The organism is Mycolicibacterium agri (assembly GCF_002553505.1).
Classification (GTDB): domain Bacteria; phylum Actinomycetota; class Actinomycetes; order Mycobacteriales; family Mycobacteriaceae; genus Mycobacterium; species Mycobacterium agri.
This window is the reverse complement of sequence record NZ_PDCP01000033.1, coordinates 51325-67248: the sequence shown is the minus strand read 5'-3', so window position 1 is coordinate 67248 and position 15924 is coordinate 51325. Positions and strand designations below refer to the sequence as shown.

The following is a 15924-nucleotide window of genomic DNA, read 5'->3' as shown; positions in this document are numbered from 1 at the left end:
CCGGTGCGGGGGGTGGCGTCGGCGCCGGCTCCTCGGCGGGTGGCGGGTCTGTCGCCTCCTCCGGACATGCGGGTTGTGGTTCGTCGGCTTCGGCTCCGTCGTCGGATGCGGCGAGTTCCTCGGTCTCCTCTGCCTTTTCGTCCTCCGGCTCGTCGTCGGGCTTCTCGTCGTCGGGCTTGTCACCGGGCGTCTCGTCGACCTCGCGTGTCTCGTCGTCGTCGAGTGTGGTGTCCTCGTTGTCCTTCAACTCGGCGGCGTCGGGTAGTGCATACTCCGAACGGTCGAAGAGGCCTCCGATGGCATCGGCGAGTTGTGAGCCCAGACCTGCGAGTCCGCGTGCGGCATTGGGTAATCCGCCGGCGATCTCTCCCAGCGACGGCATGGCGGGCGGTGGGATCGGAGCCGGTTCGGGCGCTGCGACTGACGGCGGAGGCGGCGCACTGGTAGCGGTGGCGGGCGGCGCGGCGGGTGGCGGGCCCGCAATCGGGGCCGGAGCGGCGGACGCGGGACTCGCCCAGCCGGCCGCTGGCGCTGCAGGGGTGACGACGTCGGAATGACCGGATGGCGCCGTCGGCGTCGGCCCCAGGTCGCCGGGCACCTCGAAGGGCGTGGCGGGCTGCCCGGTCAGCGCACCTGTGGCGGCGTCGAACGCGGCCGACACCGCGGCGATGGCCTTCTGCATGGCAGTCAGCCAATCAGAACGAATGTCGTTGTTCACGAATGGCTTTACTTCCTGGTCGACCAGCTCGCTGGCCACCGCGCGGTCACCGACGCCGGTGGTGACGGTGCGTGTCGCCGCCAGCCAGGCGGGCCGTTCGGCCTGCCGACGATCGTCGATCGCCACGGCCGTCGTGACCTTGTCATCGACCGCGCGCCACAGGTCATCGCGCAGTGCGCTGAGCGTGTCGGCCGCGTGACGCAGCGCTGCCACCGCGGCGGCGGACGCCTCGCCATGGCGCTCGAGGAACCCGTGCGACGCTTCGCCGCCGCGACCCTGCCACGCTGCGGCGAGGACGTCAAACTGTTTGTCCTGCAGCCGTTGCGCGTCCTCGGCGGCTGCGGCGGCCGCGACCAGCGCGACCCGGTCGGCCTCCAGCGCTCCTAGGTCCATGCCGTCCTCGCTGCTGTACCAGTCACGCACCTGGGCGGCGTGCAGCGTCAGATCCGGGTTCTGGTAGCCGAGCAGATGGCACGCCCACACGTAGTCGCCGATGGTGTCGACGGCGGGGCGCCCTTCGGCCAGCCGGGCGGTGATGTCGTGTAGTTCGGCCATCGGTCACCCGAGCCGTCGACCGGCTATGGCGTCGGTTTCAACGTAGCGGTCCGCCGACGAACGCAGCTCTGCGGCGATCTCGCTGGCCGCGCGCGCCCACTGGTGCAGGCGGTCGACGACCTCGTCGATCGCGAGGCGTACGGCATCGCCGTGCGCGGTGTGCATGCGACCCGCCGCGGCACCGTCGAATCGCAACCCAGTCAGATGTCTGCGGATCGCCGTGTCGACGATGTCGGCGGCGGCGTCGTACTGTCGTGCGGCATCCAATACCGCAGCGACATCGAGGCGTGCGGCGTCACGTTCTCCCACACAGGCTTGGACGTCGGCGGAACCGTTAAGGTTCCACTCTTTTTCAGCGGTGTTCGCTGACCGACTCGGCGACCCGGAGGGCCAGCTGGCGTGCGGTGTCCTCGTCGGCGGCTTCGACCATCACCCGCACCATCTGCTCTGTTCCGGAGGGACGCAACAGGATTCGGCCGGTATCGCCCAGCTCTGCGGCGGCCTCCGCGACCGCTGAGCGCACCGACGGCGCCTCGGCGACGGTCGTCTTGTCCTCGACCTCGACGTTGATCAGCACCTGCGGCAGGGTCTGCATCCTCGATGCCAGAGCCGACAGCGGCGAGCGCGTCTGCGCCATCCGTGACATTAGCCGCAGCCCGGTGACGATGCCGTCACCCGTGGTGCCCAGGGCGGGCATCACGATGTGTCCGGATTGTTCGCCGCCCAGCGAGTACTCGCCCGCGCGCAGTTCCTCCAAGACATAGCGGTCGCCGACGCCGGTGGTGCGGACCTCGATGCCTGCCGCCCGCATCGCCAGATGCAGACCCAGGTTGCTCATCACGGTCGCGACGAGCGTGTTCGACGCCAACTCGCCGGCCTCCTGCATGGCCAGCGCGAGGATGACCATGATCGCGTCGCCGTCGACGATGCGGCCTTCGGCGTCGACGGCCAAGCAGCGGTCGGCGTCGCCGTCGTGTGCCAACCCGAGATCAGCGCCGTGATCCAGGACCGCCTGCTGCAGGCAGTGCATGTGGGTGGATCCGCAGCCGTCGTTGATGTTGAGCCCGTTGGGTTCGGCGTTGATGGCGATCACGTTGGCTCCGGCGGCGCGATAAGCGCGCGGTGCGACTGTCGACGCGGCGCCGTTGGCGCAATCGACGACGACGGTCAACTCGTCGAGCCGGGTGGTGAGCGCCTTGCCGGCGTGACGCAGGTAGCGGTCCAGCGCGTCGCCGGCGTCGACGACGCGGCCGATGTCGGCGCCGATTGGGCGCAGGCCGGAACCGGCCGCCAGCAGTTCTTCGATGCGGTCCTCGGTGGCGTCGTCGAGCTTGTGGCCGCCCGGGCCGAAGATCTTGATGCCGTTGTCGGGCATCGGGTTGTGCGACGCCGAGATCATCACGCCGAATTCGGCGTCGTAGGCGTTGGTGAGATAGGCCACAGCGGGCGTCGGAAGCACCCCGACCCGCAGCGCGTCGACGCCCTCGCTGGTGATCCCCGCGATGACCGCGGCCTCCAGCATCTCGCCGCTGGCGCGTGGATCGCGGCCGACGACGGCTACTCGCCGCCGCGCGTTGGTGGAGTTTCCGAGCCGACGCGCGGCCGCCGAGCCGAGCCCAAAGGCCAGCTCAGCGGTCAGATCGCGATTGGCGACGCCGCGCACGCCGTCGGTGCCGAACAGTCGACCCATCGCATAAATTTCTCATAGAAGGCCGTCGATAACACAACCGTCGACGTCAAAGGGCGTGCCGCCACAGAATCGATATCCGACTGAGACCAGGGGACGGAGAAATGGATGCCGCCCGCACCCTTGCGGATGCGGGCGGCAACGCGGAGCAGCTAGTTACCCACTCTGCTGACCGGGCGAGGTCGGGGTGCTGCCCTGACCCGGCGCGGTCTGCTGACCAGGCGCATTCTGGCTATTGCTCTGACCCGGCGCGATCTGCTGACCCGGCGCGTTCGGGCTGTTTCCCGGCCCGTTCTGGGTCAGGTTCACCGGCTGCGTGAAGGCGGTGCACTCCGCGACCTGCTGCGTGCCGCCGTCCTCATCGACCTGCTCGGCCAGGACGTTGACGTCCTCGACGTTCACATCGGGGCACACCGTCGCCAACACCTGGGCGACCGCCTCAACCTGCACGTCGCGCACGACGTTGACGTCGCCGACGGCCACGTTCACCAGTCCGTCCTGGACCTGCGGCGGTGCGGCGCTCGCGAGACCCATTCCGCCGGTGAACAGCATCGAGCCGCCCAGTACGGTGCCTGCGGCCACCCTCTTCATCATGCTTGCCATTGCGTTCTCCCTTCTGTCAGGAAGCAGTTGTCCGGCCCCCAAACCCGTGGTCTCGGTATGACCACCGGTGGCAGGAACTGCCTGCCTGGCGCGAAAGGCGCGCCCTGCTCCCGGATAGAGGGCTTCCACGATCAGGGCGGCAGCTAAACACGATTTGGCCAATAAAGTTGTGGCACTTGGCTTACCGATAAAGTAGCTAATTAGCTCTATCTAAGTAATCTGTCGTCGTCAGCGCAGGTGAAAGACCCTAACGGTATTTCTGCCGAGCTTCCAAGATCGTTACTGATGCGCGCCATTCGGTAGGGAAACACCCTATTTTTCTGCGCGGTGTCCGTGGTTAGCGTCCCTGCTAGCCGTTTCGGCCAGGGTACCGCCGTCGAAGGGAGCGCCGATGCGCAGCGACTTGTTCTCGCCGCAGAACGCCGAGGCCCAGATGGAGCAGCCGGGCATGAAGCTGCAGAACGGCAAGATGCTCAAGGTCTCGCTCAACGGCGAGATGATGGTGCGCCAGGGCTCCATGGTCGCCTACCAGGGCAATGTCCATTTCCAGGCGCTCGGCGCCAGCCGCGTCGGGCAGTTCATCAAACAGCAGGTCACCGGCGAGGGCGTCCCGCTGATGAAGTGCACAGGCCAGGGCGAGATCTTCTTGGCCGACCTGGCCTCCGACATCCACCTGATCGACCTCGAGGGCCCGCACGACGGGCTGACCATCAACGGCAAGAACGTGCTCGCGTTCGACCCGACGCTGTCCTACGACATCCGCCGCGTACAGGGCGCCGGCATGCTGTCCAATGCCGGGCTGTTCAACTGCGTGTTCTCCGGTCAGGGCCGCATCGCGGTCACGACTAAGGGCAGCCCAGTCGTGCTCAACGTCGACCAGCCCACCTACGCGGACCCGCAGGCCGCGGTCTGCTGGTCGGCGTCGCTGCAGACCGGCTTCCACCGCGCCGACCAACTGGGCCTGGGCACGCTCATCGGCCGCACCACCGGCGAGGCCTTCACGATGTCGTTCAGCGGCCGCGGCTTTGTGGTCGTGCAGCCATCGGAGGAGGTGGCGCGCTCGTTCATGGGCGGCACCGGCGGCGGCCAGCAAGCGGGCCAGGCGGGGTCGACGGTCGCCGGGGTCCTCGGCAACTTCCTGGGCCGCTAAAGCGCCCGCGCACGCGAGGAGCACAGAAACACACCGCGCACGCGAGGAGCACAGAAACACACCGCGCACGCGAGGAGCAAAGAAGCACACCGCCCGGCATGCGCGTGGCATACCGGGCGGTGAGGTGAAGCAGATCAGCGCTTCGAGTACTGAGGCGCCTTGCGGGCCTTCTTGAGGCCGTACTTCTTGCGCTCGATGGCTCGCGGGTCGCGAGTCAAAAAGCCGGCCTTCTTCAGCGCGGGCCGGTCCTCGGGCTGCACCAGGATCAGCGCTCGGGCGATCGCCAGGCGCAGCGCACCGGCCTGCCCGGAGGGACCCCCGCCGTCGAGATGGGCGTAGATGTCGAAGCTGTCCAGCCGGTCCACGGTCACCAGCGGGGCCTTGATCAGCTGCTGGTGCACCTTGTTCGGGAAGTAGTCCTCGAGGCTGCGCCCGTCCAGGTTGAACTGGCCGGTGCCGGGCACCAGACGCACCCGCACCACGGCCTCCTTGCGGCGGCCGACGGTCTGGATCGGGCGGTCGATGTAGACCGGTTCGCGCGGCGCGGGCTGCTCGGCGGCTGCGGTCGTCGTGTCCGCGACCGCCTCGGGGGCGTTGGTGGCCTCGGTGGCCTCGACTTCTGGGGCTTCGGTGGTGTCGGTTGTCTCGGTCACTGGCTCACCTGCTTGATCTCGTACGGCACCGGCTGCTGGGCGGTGTGCGGGTGCTCCGGGCCGGCGTAGACCTTCAACTTCTTCTTGATCTGACGGCCGAGCTTGTTGTGCGGAAGCATCCCGACGATCGCCTTCTCCACCACCCTGTCGGGGTGGCGCTGCATCTCGCTGCCAAGCGAGCGCTTGTGCAGACCACCGGGATAACCCGAGTGGCGGTAGGCGAACTTCTTGTTGAGCTTGTCGCCACCGATGGCGACCTTGTCGGCGTTGATGACGATGACGAAATCGCCACCGTCGACGTTCGGCGTGAATGTCGGCTTGTGCTTGCCGCGCAACAGCGTTGCTGCCGCGACGGCGAGCCGGCCGAGCACCACGTCGGTGGCATCGATGACGTACCACGTACGCGTGGTGTCACCGGCCTTCGGCGTGTATGTAGGCACAGCGTCTACCTTCTCTACTCGGGTGGATCCCGGTTTGACCCGGGTGCCGGTCAGGGCGTCCGCGGCTGGGATGGTCTCGGCGACCGACATTGACCCGAGATCCCGGCGTACCGCACGCCAACCGAGCAGCATACCGGCGAGCGTCAGCGCAGGTCAAAACGCGTTCGACGCCGGCAGCGGGGCATGCACCCGGCGCGCCTTGGCCTCGAGTGTGAATCTGGCGACGCAAATACGCCGAAAACCGTCACCAGATTCACACACGAAAACAGAACTGTGCGGTCCCGTGGTCTCCCCTCCCAACGGGACCGCACAGTGGTCTGTCGCACAGCGCGCACTCTGGTTGTCGCGTCGCTGCGTGTTGGCGTTACGCGCCCCAGGCGCTGGCCGCGCTGCGGTCGGTCGCCGCGACGTCGTCGGCGCCGTTGCGCACGGCGTTGCCGAGACTGAACAGGATCTCGTTCAGAGCGGCCGCCGCCTGATCCCACTTGGCCTGCTCGATGCGATACGCCTGCGCCGCCTCGCGCGTCCAGATCTCCTGCAGCGGCGCGATCTGGGCCCGTAGGTCCTCCAGCGCCGCGTTGAGTCGGGCCGACGTCGTGTGAATTTCCTGCCGGACGGTGTACTCGATTTCGTCGAAGTGGTACGAAAGCACCGGATCCATGCTGTCCCCCTTAGATGTTTCCGCCGACGGCGCCGATCTGCTGCGAATGGCTCTCGGCCGCCTCGCGCAACGTCCGCTCGTTGAGACGCAGGGTTTCGGCGATCCCACTCAACGCGACATGCAGCTTTGTCGACTCGGTGTTCCAGCGGTCCACCACTTCCCTGAACCGCGTCGCCGCCACCCCGCCCCAGACCGAGGGCGGCACATTGACCATCCGCCCGATGAACGCCTGCAGCATTGCGCGAATCTCGTCATTGCGGGCATCGATCTTGCCGGCGACCGACGTCATCAGCGCGAGGTCGGTATTCAACGATCCGGGTGTCGTCATCGCGGCCCTTTCCCTGTCTTTCGGTCGTGTTGTGATTACGACGCAGCGCCGCCCCATTCGGTTCCATCCAATTTCGGAAAGTTCACGCGATGGCGTGCGCCGACCGGATGGCCTCGTCGCAGATGCCGCGCAGGCCAGGCTCCTCGTCCAAACCGCGCTGGCAGCCGATAGCGATACGCACGGTGTCGTCCACGAACACCGCCCAGTCGATCCGACGACCTTCTCGCGCCTCTATATATGTGGCGGCGGGGCGTTCGGCCCGCCGGTCGTCGGGGTTGAAGTCGGTGAACACGCCATCCGGTTGGTCGTCCAGCGCGCTTCGCAGCGCCGCCGCCGTCGCCGTCAGCGTCTCCCCTCTGCGCACCTGCGTCTGCGTCATCAGGACGGCGGCGCCGCCGTCGGGCGCCGACACCTGCACCCGCGCCGAACCCGGTCCCGCCGTGATCCGCTGTGCCTTCCACTGCGCCGGCACCTTGACCCCAACCCGGCCTTCCACCAGCAGCGTCATGGGCACCGGCGCCTCGTCGGAGCCGTTGAGGCCGTACACGACGCCAGCTCCGACGCACGCCAGCGCCACGGATACCACACCGGCTGCCTGCGCCATGCGGAACCTCCGCGCGGGCAGCTCCACGCGTTGCCGGGTTTCGCGAGGCGGCGTCAGGATTCGATCGGGATCGGCGATCGTCACCGAAACACCCTCGCTGCGAAGGCGTTCCCCGATCGCGGTGGCGAGGCCTGAAGCATCTTGGATACCGAACGGCGCGTCGATAATCACCGTGGCTGCTCTACCGACACGCTCAACCACCGCCGCTGCGATGTCTGCGGAGGCGCCGAGTCGGGGTTCTGCCGCGATTACCCGACCGTCGCGCGAAACCGCCACGAACTCCGGAGCGATCTCGACGACGATCGGGATCCCCGGCGCGTCGCGCGACAACACACAACTGCGTTGCACCACAATCGGATTCCCGACATTCACCGCATCCCGCACGCGGTCGATCCACGGCTGCGGCCACCACGTCGGAACGACCAGCACGGCTGATGAGGCGCCGTCGCGCAGAACGTACCGAAACAGCTCACGCCACAGCGCCGCAACGGCAACGGGTTCGTCGTCGAGCAGGGCGATCTCGTCGTCGATGCACTCCAGCGCTGTCGACACCAGTTCGGCTGGCGCATCGTTCGGCCCGCGGACGACACCCGGCCCGACTTCGACGACGCAGTCGGTCACGCCGGATCGCTCCATGCGACCTGGACGAGTTCATCGGCATGCGATCGCCGGATGAACGTGCCGCGCCCGGGCGGCAGTGGCGACGGTCGGACCGAACCCAGCAGCACGCCTTCGTCCGGACTGGCGCTCATCATCAGTCCCATGCATCCGAGGTCGCGTAGCCGCGACAGAACCGGATCGAACAGCGCGCGCGCCGCGCCACCGGAGCGCCGCGCCACCACGATGTGCAGGCCGAGATCCTTTGCGTACGGCAGATAGTCGAGCAGCGGCGCCAACGGATTTGTGCCGTTGGCGGTGGCGACCAGGTCGTAGTCGTCGATGACGACATACAGTTCGGGTCCCGACCACCAGGATCGTTCGCGCAGCTGCTGCTGCGTCACCTCGGCGCCGGGCATCCGCGCGGCGAGTCGTTCCAGAAGGCCGGTCACTTGGGGTGCGATCGCCGCGGCCGAGGGCGTGTATCCGGCGAGGTGGTCGGTCTCCACCACCCCGAGCAACGCGCGCCGGTAGTCGACGATGAACAGTTGGGCCGTGCGCGGAGTGTTCGTTCGCACGATCTCACGGCACAGCGTCCGCAGGGTCGCTGTCTTGCCGCATTCCCCTTCGCCGAGGACGACGAAGTGCGCCTCAGCGCCGAAATTCACAGCTACAGGCGACAAGTCGGCTTCACCGATTCCGAGCAGGATCTCGGTGGCCGGTCGCGACGGCATGAACCGCTCAGCGATGGCGTCGAGCTCGACCCGCGTCGGCAGGATCTCGATCGGGGGCGCCACGTGACCGCCGTAGCGGGCGTGCAGCCGGTCCACGCAAGCCGCGTCGGGCTTCGGCAGGGCGATGACGAATTCTCGGCCGTCATGGGTGATGCCGCGACCGGGCGGGCTCTGCATCAATTGGCGGGCGCGCTTTCTATCCATCTCGGATTCCGCTGGGTCGCCGAGCCGCAGCTCGATCCGGGTGCCGATCTGATCCTTCAGCGCGGGCCGGATCTCGGCCCATCTGGACGCGGCGACGACGACGTGGATGCCGTAGGACAGCCCCCGAGCGGCAAGGGCGGTGATGGTTGACTCCAGCGTCTCGAATTCCTGCCGGACGGTTGCCCAGCCGTCGATGACGAGGAACACGTGGCCGGATACCGGCTCTGTTTCCCGCGCTCGCAGAAGCGATTCCAGATGCACGACCGTTCGCCGTACCAACTCGGCGTCACGCCGGCCCGCCACCGAGCCGACGTGCGGCAGCGGCAGCAGGGACGACAAGGTGCCGCCGCCGAAGTCGAGGCAGTAGATCTGTACTTCGCTCGGGTCGTGTGTCTCGGCTAGAGCGGCGATGAGCGTGCACACCGCCGTCGACTTGCCCGACCGAGGACCGCCGACGACGGCGACATTGCCCGCCGCACCGCCGAGTTGGGCGATCAGCAGGTCGCGCCGCTGTTCGAACGGGCAGTCGACGAGGCCGATCGGCACGGTCAGCGAGGCGGGAGCACCCGTGTGCTGCAGCAAAGTGTCGAGCATGGGCGGCTCCGTCAGCGGCGGCAGCCATACTCGGTGTGCGGGCGGGCCGTACCCCTGAAGCCGGTCGAGCGCGGCTTCCAGTGTTGTTCTGCTGGACACGGATTCCGCCGTCTGCTCGCTAGCGACCGTGACACGGCCCATCGGCGCCGCGGTGAACAGCCGAGGGACCGGCGCAACCGCGGGGTCGGCCTCTCGACTGGACCGCTCGGTGTATGGGCCGGAGACATAGGCGGTTTGGAAACGGCGCGGGTCCTCGGATCCGGTCTTCAGGAAGGCTGCACCTGGATTGCTGGGCAGGTGATAGGCGTCCGGGACGCCGAGCACCGCCCGCGACTCGCTGGTCGAGAACGTCTTGAGACAGATCCGGTAGGACAGGTGCGACTCCAATCCCCGCAACCGTCCCTCGTCCAGCCGTTGGCTCGCGAGAAGCAGATGCATACCGAGCGACCGGCCGAGCCGCCCCACCGCGATGAACAGATCGATGAAATCCGGGTGCTGGCTGAGCAGTTCAGAGAATTCGTCGACGACGATGAACAGCACCGGCAGCGGCGCCAATCCCCTGCCGGCGGCACGCGCGCGCTCATACTCGGCAAGGTTCGCGAAATTGCCCGCAGTGCGGAGTAATTCCTGGCGCCGGTTCATTTCGCCGGCGATGGCGTCTTTCATCCGTGCGACGAGATGCGCCTCGTCGGCGAGGTTGGTGATGACGGCGGCGACGTGCGGTGCGCGTTCGAACCCGAGGAATGTTGCTCCTCCCTTGAAGTCGACGAGCACCAGGTTCAGCGTCTCGGGCGGGTGGGCGGTGATCATCCCCAGCGTGAGCGTGCGAAGGAACTCCGACTTGCCTGAGCCCGTGGCACCGATGCACAAGCCATGCGGCCCCATTCCGTTGGCGGCGGCCTCCTTGATATCGAGCTCCACCGGCAAGCCCTGCTCGCACACCCCGATGGGCACCCGCAGGCGCCGACCGGCGCTGCGGCGGCGCCACACCGTCACCGGGTCGAGGCGACCGATGTCGCCGATACCCATCAGGTCGGGCCATGCTGCCGACGTGACAGCGGCCGCTTCGCCGACGGCGGCGGGCCGGAACGCGGATATGCGGCGGGCGCAGGCGAGCGCCTGTCCTGTCGTCATGCCGTCGGGCCGCGCGGCTGTCTGGTCGCCGGCAGAAGATTGCCCGATCAAGGCATCACGAGTCACGGTCAACCGCATGCCGTTTCGGTCCGCGATGTCGTGACAGGACGTTCCCAGCTCCAGGAGCGTCGCAGCCGCCGACGCGCTCGAAGCCGCGTGCTCCCGGGTTGCCAGCCCGCCGTCGATGACCACGACCACCCGACATTCACTGTTCAGCGCGGCCTCGGCGGACGTCAGGCTGGTGTAGGTCATCCTGGCGGCACCGGCGTCGTCCGTCGCGTGCGGGTGCTGGTGATGTGGAAGCCATTTGAGCCATTCCCACTCCGCGCCGGTGAGGGCGTCGACGACGGCGACGATGCGCAGGTGTGCCGGGCTGTGCAGCACCGCCAGCTGACAAACCATGGCCCGAGCCAGCGCACGTCCCGCCGAGGTTTCCCCGTCGATGCAGTAGGCCGCCGCGGCGTTCAACTCGAGCGCAACCGGCAGGTCGGCCACCGTCGAGCGTCGCCGAATGAGCCGGCGCAACTCGCTCGTCGTCACCGGGTCGAGGTCCTCGACCGGCCCGAGCTCGGGCGATACGAGCGGCGTGGACAGATCCTGGCTGGCCGTTCCGACGCGGACCTGGCCGAAGTCGACGTCGTCGGGGGTTCTCTCCCACATCCGCCTGGTGCCGACCAACGTCCACAGCGCGGTGGGATCCGGATGGCGCCACCACAATGAACGGTGTTGATTCTCAGCGGTCTTCGTGATCGTCACGTCCAACGACGCCAGGTAACGCAGGTAGTCGCGGCGATCCATGTTGATCTCTGCCGTACGGTTGCCGCCGCGCGCACCGAATACCACGGTCCCCAGCAATGATCCCAACATCATCACCGGAAAGAACATGAACATGGGGTTGCGCGTCACGGTCGCACCCGAGGTGAAGTAGAAGACCATCATCCCGACGGTCGCGACCATAAGCGCGAGAGGCAATAACCGGGCGAGCGGATTCGCCGGCGCATCGCGACGCACTTCCGGCGGCGGTCGCACGACCACCTCGCCGAGGTCGGTCGGCGGCGCATCCAAACGCGGCTCGGTCACGAACTCCATCGACGGTTAGACGGTGTTGCGGCCCGTCTGGTTCCTCTTCCACAGCAGGGGATTTTCGGAAAGTCCGAGGCGCTGGGCGCGGCTACGGTGAATCGCGGGGGGGAGGAATGATGGCGTCAGGACTGTGTCGGGTAACGGTGCACACCGACCACGGAGAAGGGGCGGAGGCGGTCGATCTCGCCTTGCCCACGCGACGCGAACTCGGCGAACTCCTGCCGAGCATCGTCGACTTGACGGGCTGCCGGGAAGCGCGTTTCGACGATCGGTGGGTACTGTCGCGGCCCGATGGCACCGTGCTTGACGAGTCGATCACGCTGCAGGAGAACGGAGTCCGCGATGGCGATGTCCTGTTGCTGACGGCCGAGGCGGTCGCGATGACGGTCCAACAGCACGATTCGTGGCACAGCGTTGCCGACGCAATTCCCGTAACCGATCGCGGCTGGCTGCGCCGCGCCGGTGCCGGTGCATGTCTGTGGTCGGCCGGCGTCGGCGCGGTGGCCCTCGGTTGGCCCGCCGGCGCGCCGCCGGGCAGTCGAGCTGTCGTTGCGTCAGCGGTGACGCTGTTGGCGACGGTCGCATCTGTCGTCGCAAGCCGCGTCGACCCTGACCCGCTGCCGACCGTCACGCTCGGGCTGACGGCCACCGTCTTCGCTGCCGTCGCCGGCTTCCTGATGGTGCCGAACGGTCCAGCGCCGCCGAATTTCGTTCTTGCAGCGGCGGTTTGCGCAGCAACAGCGACAGTCGTGCTTCATGTGACAGGTCAGGGAACGACGGAGTTCATCGCCGTCATCGCGTTCATGGGGACGATGGCGGTGGTCGCGGTGGCGGCCGTCTTCTGGCCCGCATCCCTGGCCGCCGCGGGCGCCGCCCTGACGGCGGTATCACTGGCCTTGTCAGGCGTGGCGGCCAGACTGTCGATCGCTCTGGCGGGGCTGGCGCCTCGGATGCCGACACCACAGATGCTGACCGATGACGGGTCCCTCGACGACGATGCGGTCGACGACGTGCGAGCCGGACGTGCTCACTGCACGTTGACGGGGCTGTTGGTGGGCTTTTCTGCGGCAACTGCGGCCGGCGTGGTAGCTGTCGCCGCAGACCGACATGAACCCGCAATCAGCGCCATCCTGTTCGCTGTCGCGATGTCGGCCGTGCTGCTGCTTCGGGCACGGCAGCAACTCGGTGCCGTTCGACCGACTGCGCTGGTTGCGAGTGGATTGGTCTGCGCCACTGCCGTTTTAGCGCAAGCGGTGCTCTCGGCGCCACGACACGCCGGATCGCTGAGCCTAGCCGCTGTCGTCCTCGGCGGTGGTGCGCTGTATCTCGCCCGCGCTGATCTTGACAGTCGGTTGAGTCCCGTCGCGCGCCGGGCGGTCGACGTGGTCGAGTACGTCGCGTTGGCGGCCGTCGTACCGCTCGCCTGTTGGGTCGCAGGCGTATTCGGCCTCGTTCGCGGCCTGAGCCTGCCATGACGTGTCGAGCCTTCAGGCTGCTCGCGGCCGTCGCGCTGGCGTCGCTCCCAGTCTGGTCGGCGCCCGCAGCGGATGCGGTCACCCCGCCGGTGGTCGACGACGCGCGGCTACCTGCCCCGCGCCCGCCGTCTCCGCCGGAGCCGACGGAGCAGAGGCAACAGTGCGTGAGTTCCACCGAGACAACACGACCGGAGAGTCCGACGCAATTGCAGGGTTTTGACCTCGAGGCCGTGTGGCGGCTCAGCCGCGGCGCCAGCCAGACGGTCGCCGTCATCGACACCGGTGTCGCACGGCACCGGCTGCTGCCCCGCCTCGTCCCCGGCGGGGATTACGTGTCCACCGGTGACGGCACCGACGACTGCGACGGGCACGGCACGGTGGTGGCCGGCATCATCGCGGCGACCAACGACCGCGGCGGATTCAGCGGCGTCGCACCGGACGCGACGATCATCGGCATCCGGCAGTCGAGCGTCAAATTCGCGCCGGCCGGACGATCGGCGCCCGGCGTCGGCGATGTCAACACGTTGGCGATGGCTGTCCGCACGGCGGCGGACCTGGGTGCCACCGTCATCAACATTTCCTCCATCGCCTGTGTCGACGCCGCGGACCCGCTCGACGATCGAGCGCTCGGCGCCGCTTTGGAGTACGCGGTCGAGGTGAAGAACGCCGTCGTCGTCGCGGCGGCAGGCAACGTCGGCGGGCTCGGGCACTGCCCGGACCAGAACCCGGTGGACCCTGCCGGTGCCGGCGAGCCCGACTGGGAATCGGTAAAAGTCGTTGTCAGCCCGGCCTGGTACGACGACTACGTCCTCACGGTCGGCTCGATCGATCCGCAGGGCGCACCGTCCGAGTTCACGCTCGCGGGGCCGTGGGTCGACGTCGCCGCGCCCGGCGAAGCGGTGATATCGCTGGACGCCGACGGCGAAGGCCTCGTCGACACCCTGCCCGTGCTCGGTGATCCGATGCCCATCGTGGGCACCAGTTATGCGGCGCCGGTGGTCAGCGGGATCGCTGCGCTGGTGCGGGCGAGGTCGCCGCATCTCACCGCGCGGCAGGTGATGCGGCGGATCGAGGACACTGCGCACCGGCCGCCATCGGGATGGGATCCGTTCGTCGGCCACGGGGTTGTGGACGCGCTCGCCGCCGTCACCGGCGAACCCTCCGGCGCACGCATGAGCGTCGTCACCCCGCCGCGCAATGACCACACCACTGTCGCACCGCCGCTCTCAGATCCGCCTGACAGCGGTGCACGCCGTGTCGCGTTCAGCGGCGCGGGCGTATGCGTGGCGATCGCCGCGGCCGTGATCACGATGACCGCGACCGTCGGGTGGTCACGGCGGCGCACCGATGCCGTCATGCGCGATTAACGCGGCCTCCCTGCTCAATTCCGGACCGCGCGGCAGTCGTGACAGCACGGGCCAGGGAGCCGTCGCCGGGCTGCCGCCTAAGCCGAGGTGCGCCGCGGCGTCCTCGTCGCGGATGCCGAAGAGCACGCCGCTGTCGGTCACCAGGTACAGCGGTCCCTTTCCGCGCCCTTTCCCGGTCAGCGACGTCGCACGCACATATGCGCTTCGGCCCGCCGGTATGACAACCGTGTCGAGGTTGGGCCCGTCGCCGTCCGCTTGTGCGAGGTCGACAACGTCAGATGCTGGTGACGAATCATCCAGCCACAGAGAGGTATTCGCGGTGTTCAGCCATTGCGCGCACAGCACGCCGTCACCCTTGCCGCGGGGGGTTCCTGCGCGGCGCGGTAGTGCCGATACGGGCAGGGTGTCGACGACCGGCACGCCTGCGAGGCCGCCGGGCGACAGCGAAACGACGTCACGGCCGCTTTGCGAACCGGCGATGCGGATGAGGTCGGCTGCGACCTCGCCGACACGTTGAACGCCGTCAGCCAGCACCACGAAGTAGTCGTTGGCGTCGACGCGGGGCACGCGGATCACGGTGCCCACCGGTTGGCCCGCAACGGCTCCCGGTGAACCCAGCCCGGGGACATGCGGCGGTGCGATCGGCGGCGCCTCCGGAATCGCGTCGAGCAGGATCCGCGACACCGGCCGCGGCTCAACGCTATCCAGCCGCAGGGCCCACACCACCGCGGGATTGCGGAGGTCGACTTCGGCGCGCCAGCCGTCATACAGCAGGTAGGTCGTCGCCGCGCTTTCTGACCGCGGAGTGACCAGGACTGCGGGCTGCGCCTGCTCGACGACCTTCGGCGGACCGGCGATCATTGTCGTCGTTGCACCGTCGCAGACGGTCCACGCGATGTCGTCGCCCAGCGGCTTGCCGATCGCAGCGGGTGCGCCGGGAATGCCCAGCAGCGGACCGCGTTTGGCTTGGCCGATGGCGCCTGCGTCGACGAGCTTCGGCTTAGCGTCGCTGCCGGCGATGAGTCGGGCTGATGCCAGATTCAGGACGGGATGCAGCGCATCGCCGCTGCGGGCATAGAGCGCCCCGTCGCGCGACATGACGATCGGGGCGTCGCCCAATGCCGCATCCGGTCGCAAATACGCCAGAATCGCGCAACCTGCGGCAACGATGACCGCGAGAACGCATCCGCCGATGAACGAAAGCGATTGTGTGCGTACCGGATGCAGCATCTCGATATCGCCGCGCAGCAGCGCGTGTTCCATCCGGCGCACCAGAAAGCGGTAGCCGCTGACCTGCAGCCGAGTCGTCGGTTGACGAGCCATACTCCCCCGGGAGC

General features: G+C 68.1%; 14 protein-coding genes. 3 read left to right on the top strand and 11 right to left on the bottom strand.

Annotation, left to right across the window (positions count from 1 at the left end):
- The 4 genes from CQY20_RS18610 to CQY20_RS18595 form a co-directional block, all read right to left on the bottom strand.
- Nucleotides 1-1273, bottom strand: a 1273-nt coding sequence (locus tag CQY20_RS18610; protein ID WP_097941562.1) for a hypothetical protein, incomplete at its 3' end; no start/stop codon positions are given.
- A 3-nt stretch (nucleotides 1274-1276) separates the two neighbouring features.
- Entirely contained in the window at nucleotides 1277-1582 is a 306-nt protein-coding gene (locus tag CQY20_RS18605; RefSeq protein WP_097941561.1) for a type VII secretion target, read from the bottom strand.
- A gap of 43 nt (nucleotides 1583-1625) precedes the next feature.
- Nucleotides 1626-2963, bottom strand: coding sequence for a phosphoglucosamine mutase (glmM, locus tag CQY20_RS18600; RefSeq protein ID WP_097941560.1), 1338 nt, complete (start codon nucleotides 2961-2963; stop codon nucleotides 1626-1628).
- Nucleotides 2964-3116: 153 nt separating this feature from the next.
- Nucleotides 3117-3563, bottom strand: coding sequence for a hypothetical protein (locus tag CQY20_RS18595; protein WP_097941559.1), 447 nt, complete (start codon nucleotides 3561-3563; stop codon nucleotides 3117-3119).
- 391 nt (nucleotides 3564-3954) lie between these two features.
- Here CQY20_RS18595 and CQY20_RS18590 point away from each other — a divergent pair, with 391 nt between their 5' ends.
- On the top strand, nucleotides 3955-4713 hold the full coding sequence (locus CQY20_RS18590) for an AIM24 family protein (protein ID WP_097941558.1): 759 nt from the start codon (nucleotides 3955-3957) through the stop codon (nucleotides 4711-4713).
- A 134-nt stretch (nucleotides 4714-4847) separates the two neighbouring features.
- On the opposite strand, the gene rpsI is transcribed toward CQY20_RS18590, so the two are convergent.
- From rpsI to eccCa, 6 genes are all read right to left on the bottom strand, one after another.
- A complete protein-coding gene (gene rpsI / locus CQY20_RS18585) occupies nucleotides 4848-5366 on the bottom strand; it encodes a 30S ribosomal protein S9 (RefSeq protein ID WP_097941557.1) in 519 nt (172 codons plus the stop codon).
- Nucleotides 5363-5806 carry a 50S ribosomal protein L13 gene (rplM, locus tag CQY20_RS18580; protein WP_097941569.1) on the bottom strand — a complete coding sequence of 148 codons (444 nt, stop codon included), beginning with the start codon at nucleotides 5804-5806 and terminating at the stop codon, nucleotides 5363-5365. Before rplM ends, rpsI begins: the two co-directional genes overlap by 4 nt.
- 364 nt (nucleotides 5807-6170) lie before the next feature.
- Entirely contained in the window at nucleotides 6171-6467 is a 297-nt protein-coding gene (locus CQY20_RS18575) for a WXG100 family type VII secretion target (RefSeq protein WP_097941556.1), read from the bottom strand.
- Between the two features lie 10 nt (nucleotides 6468-6477).
- Nucleotides 6478-6795 (bottom strand): WXG100 family type VII secretion target, encoded by a 318-nt coding sequence (locus tag CQY20_RS18570; RefSeq protein ID WP_097941555.1) that lies wholly within the window; start codon nucleotides 6793-6795, stop codon nucleotides 6478-6480.
- Between the two features lie 82 nt (nucleotides 6796-6877).
- Nucleotides 6878-8020, bottom strand: coding sequence for a type VII secretion-associated protein (locus CQY20_RS18565; RefSeq protein ID WP_163700816.1), 1143 nt, complete (start codon nucleotides 8018-8020; stop codon nucleotides 6878-6880).
- Nucleotides 8017-11751, bottom strand: a complete 3735-nt coding sequence (gene eccCa / locus CQY20_RS18560; protein WP_097941553.1) for a type VII secretion protein EccCa — start codon at nucleotides 11749-11751, stop codon at nucleotides 8017-8019. The genes CQY20_RS18565 and eccCa overlap by 4 nt, the downstream gene beginning before the upstream one ends.
- A gap of 110 nt (nucleotides 11752-11861) precedes the next feature.
- On the opposite strand from eccCa, the gene eccD reads away from it, so the two are divergent.
- Nucleotides 11862-13220: a type VII secretion integral membrane protein EccD gene (eccD, locus tag CQY20_RS18555; RefSeq protein WP_163700819.1), complete on the top strand. Its 1359-nt coding sequence runs from the start codon at nucleotides 11862-11864 to the stop codon at nucleotides 13218-13220.
- Complete coding sequence (gene mycP / locus CQY20_RS18550; RefSeq protein WP_097941551.1) at nucleotides 13217-14587, top strand: type VII secretion-associated serine protease mycosin; 1371 nt, start codon at nucleotides 13217-13219, stop codon at nucleotides 14585-14587. Before eccD ends, mycP begins: the two co-directional genes overlap by 4 nt.
- Here the strand turns inward: mycP and eccB are convergent.
- Nucleotides 14552-15910, bottom strand: a complete 1359-nt coding sequence (eccB, locus tag CQY20_RS18545; protein WP_097941550.1) for a type VII secretion protein EccB — start codon at nucleotides 15908-15910, stop codon at nucleotides 14552-14554. The genes mycP and eccB overlap by 36 nt on opposite strands.
- Nucleotides 15911-15924: the final 14 nt, after the last annotated feature.

What these genes read in the sequence shown, in the direction of transcription:
- eccB (WP_097941550.1), bottom strand. Translation starts at nt 15,910, where the DNA reads ATGGCTCGTCAACCGACGACTCGGCTGCAGGTCAGCGGCTACCGCTTT.
- glmM (WP_097941560.1), bottom strand. Translation starts at nt 2,963, where the DNA reads ATGGGTCGACTGTTCGGCACCGACGGCGTGCGCGGCGTCGCCAATCGC.
- CQY20_RS18570 (WP_097941555.1), bottom strand. Translation starts at nt 6,795, where the DNA reads ATGACGACACCCGGATCGTTGAATACCGACCTCGCGCTGATGACGTCG.
- CQY20_RS18575 (WP_097941556.1), bottom strand. Translation starts at nt 6,467, where the DNA reads ATGGATCCGGTGCTTTCGTACCACTTCGACGAAATCGAGTACACCGTC.
- CQY20_RS18590 (WP_097941558.1), top strand. Translation starts at nt 3,955, where the DNA reads ATGCGCAGCGACTTGTTCTCGCCGCAGAACGCCGAGGCCCAGATGGAG.
- CQY20_RS18595 (WP_097941559.1), bottom strand. Translation starts at nt 3,563, where the DNA reads ATGGCAAGCATGATGAAGAGGGTGGCCGCAGGCACCGTACTGGGCGGC.
- eccCa (WP_097941553.1), bottom strand. Translation starts at nt 11,751, where the DNA reads ATGGAGTTCGTGACCGAGCCGCGTTTGGATGCGCCGCCGACCGACCTC.
- eccD (WP_163700819.1), top strand. Translation starts at nt 11,862, where the DNA reads ATGGCGTCAGGACTGTGTCGGGTAACGGTGCACACCGACCACGGAGAA.
- mycP (WP_097941551.1), top strand. Translation starts at nt 13,217, where the DNA reads ATGACGTGTCGAGCCTTCAGGCTGCTCGCGGCCGTCGCGCTGGCGTCG.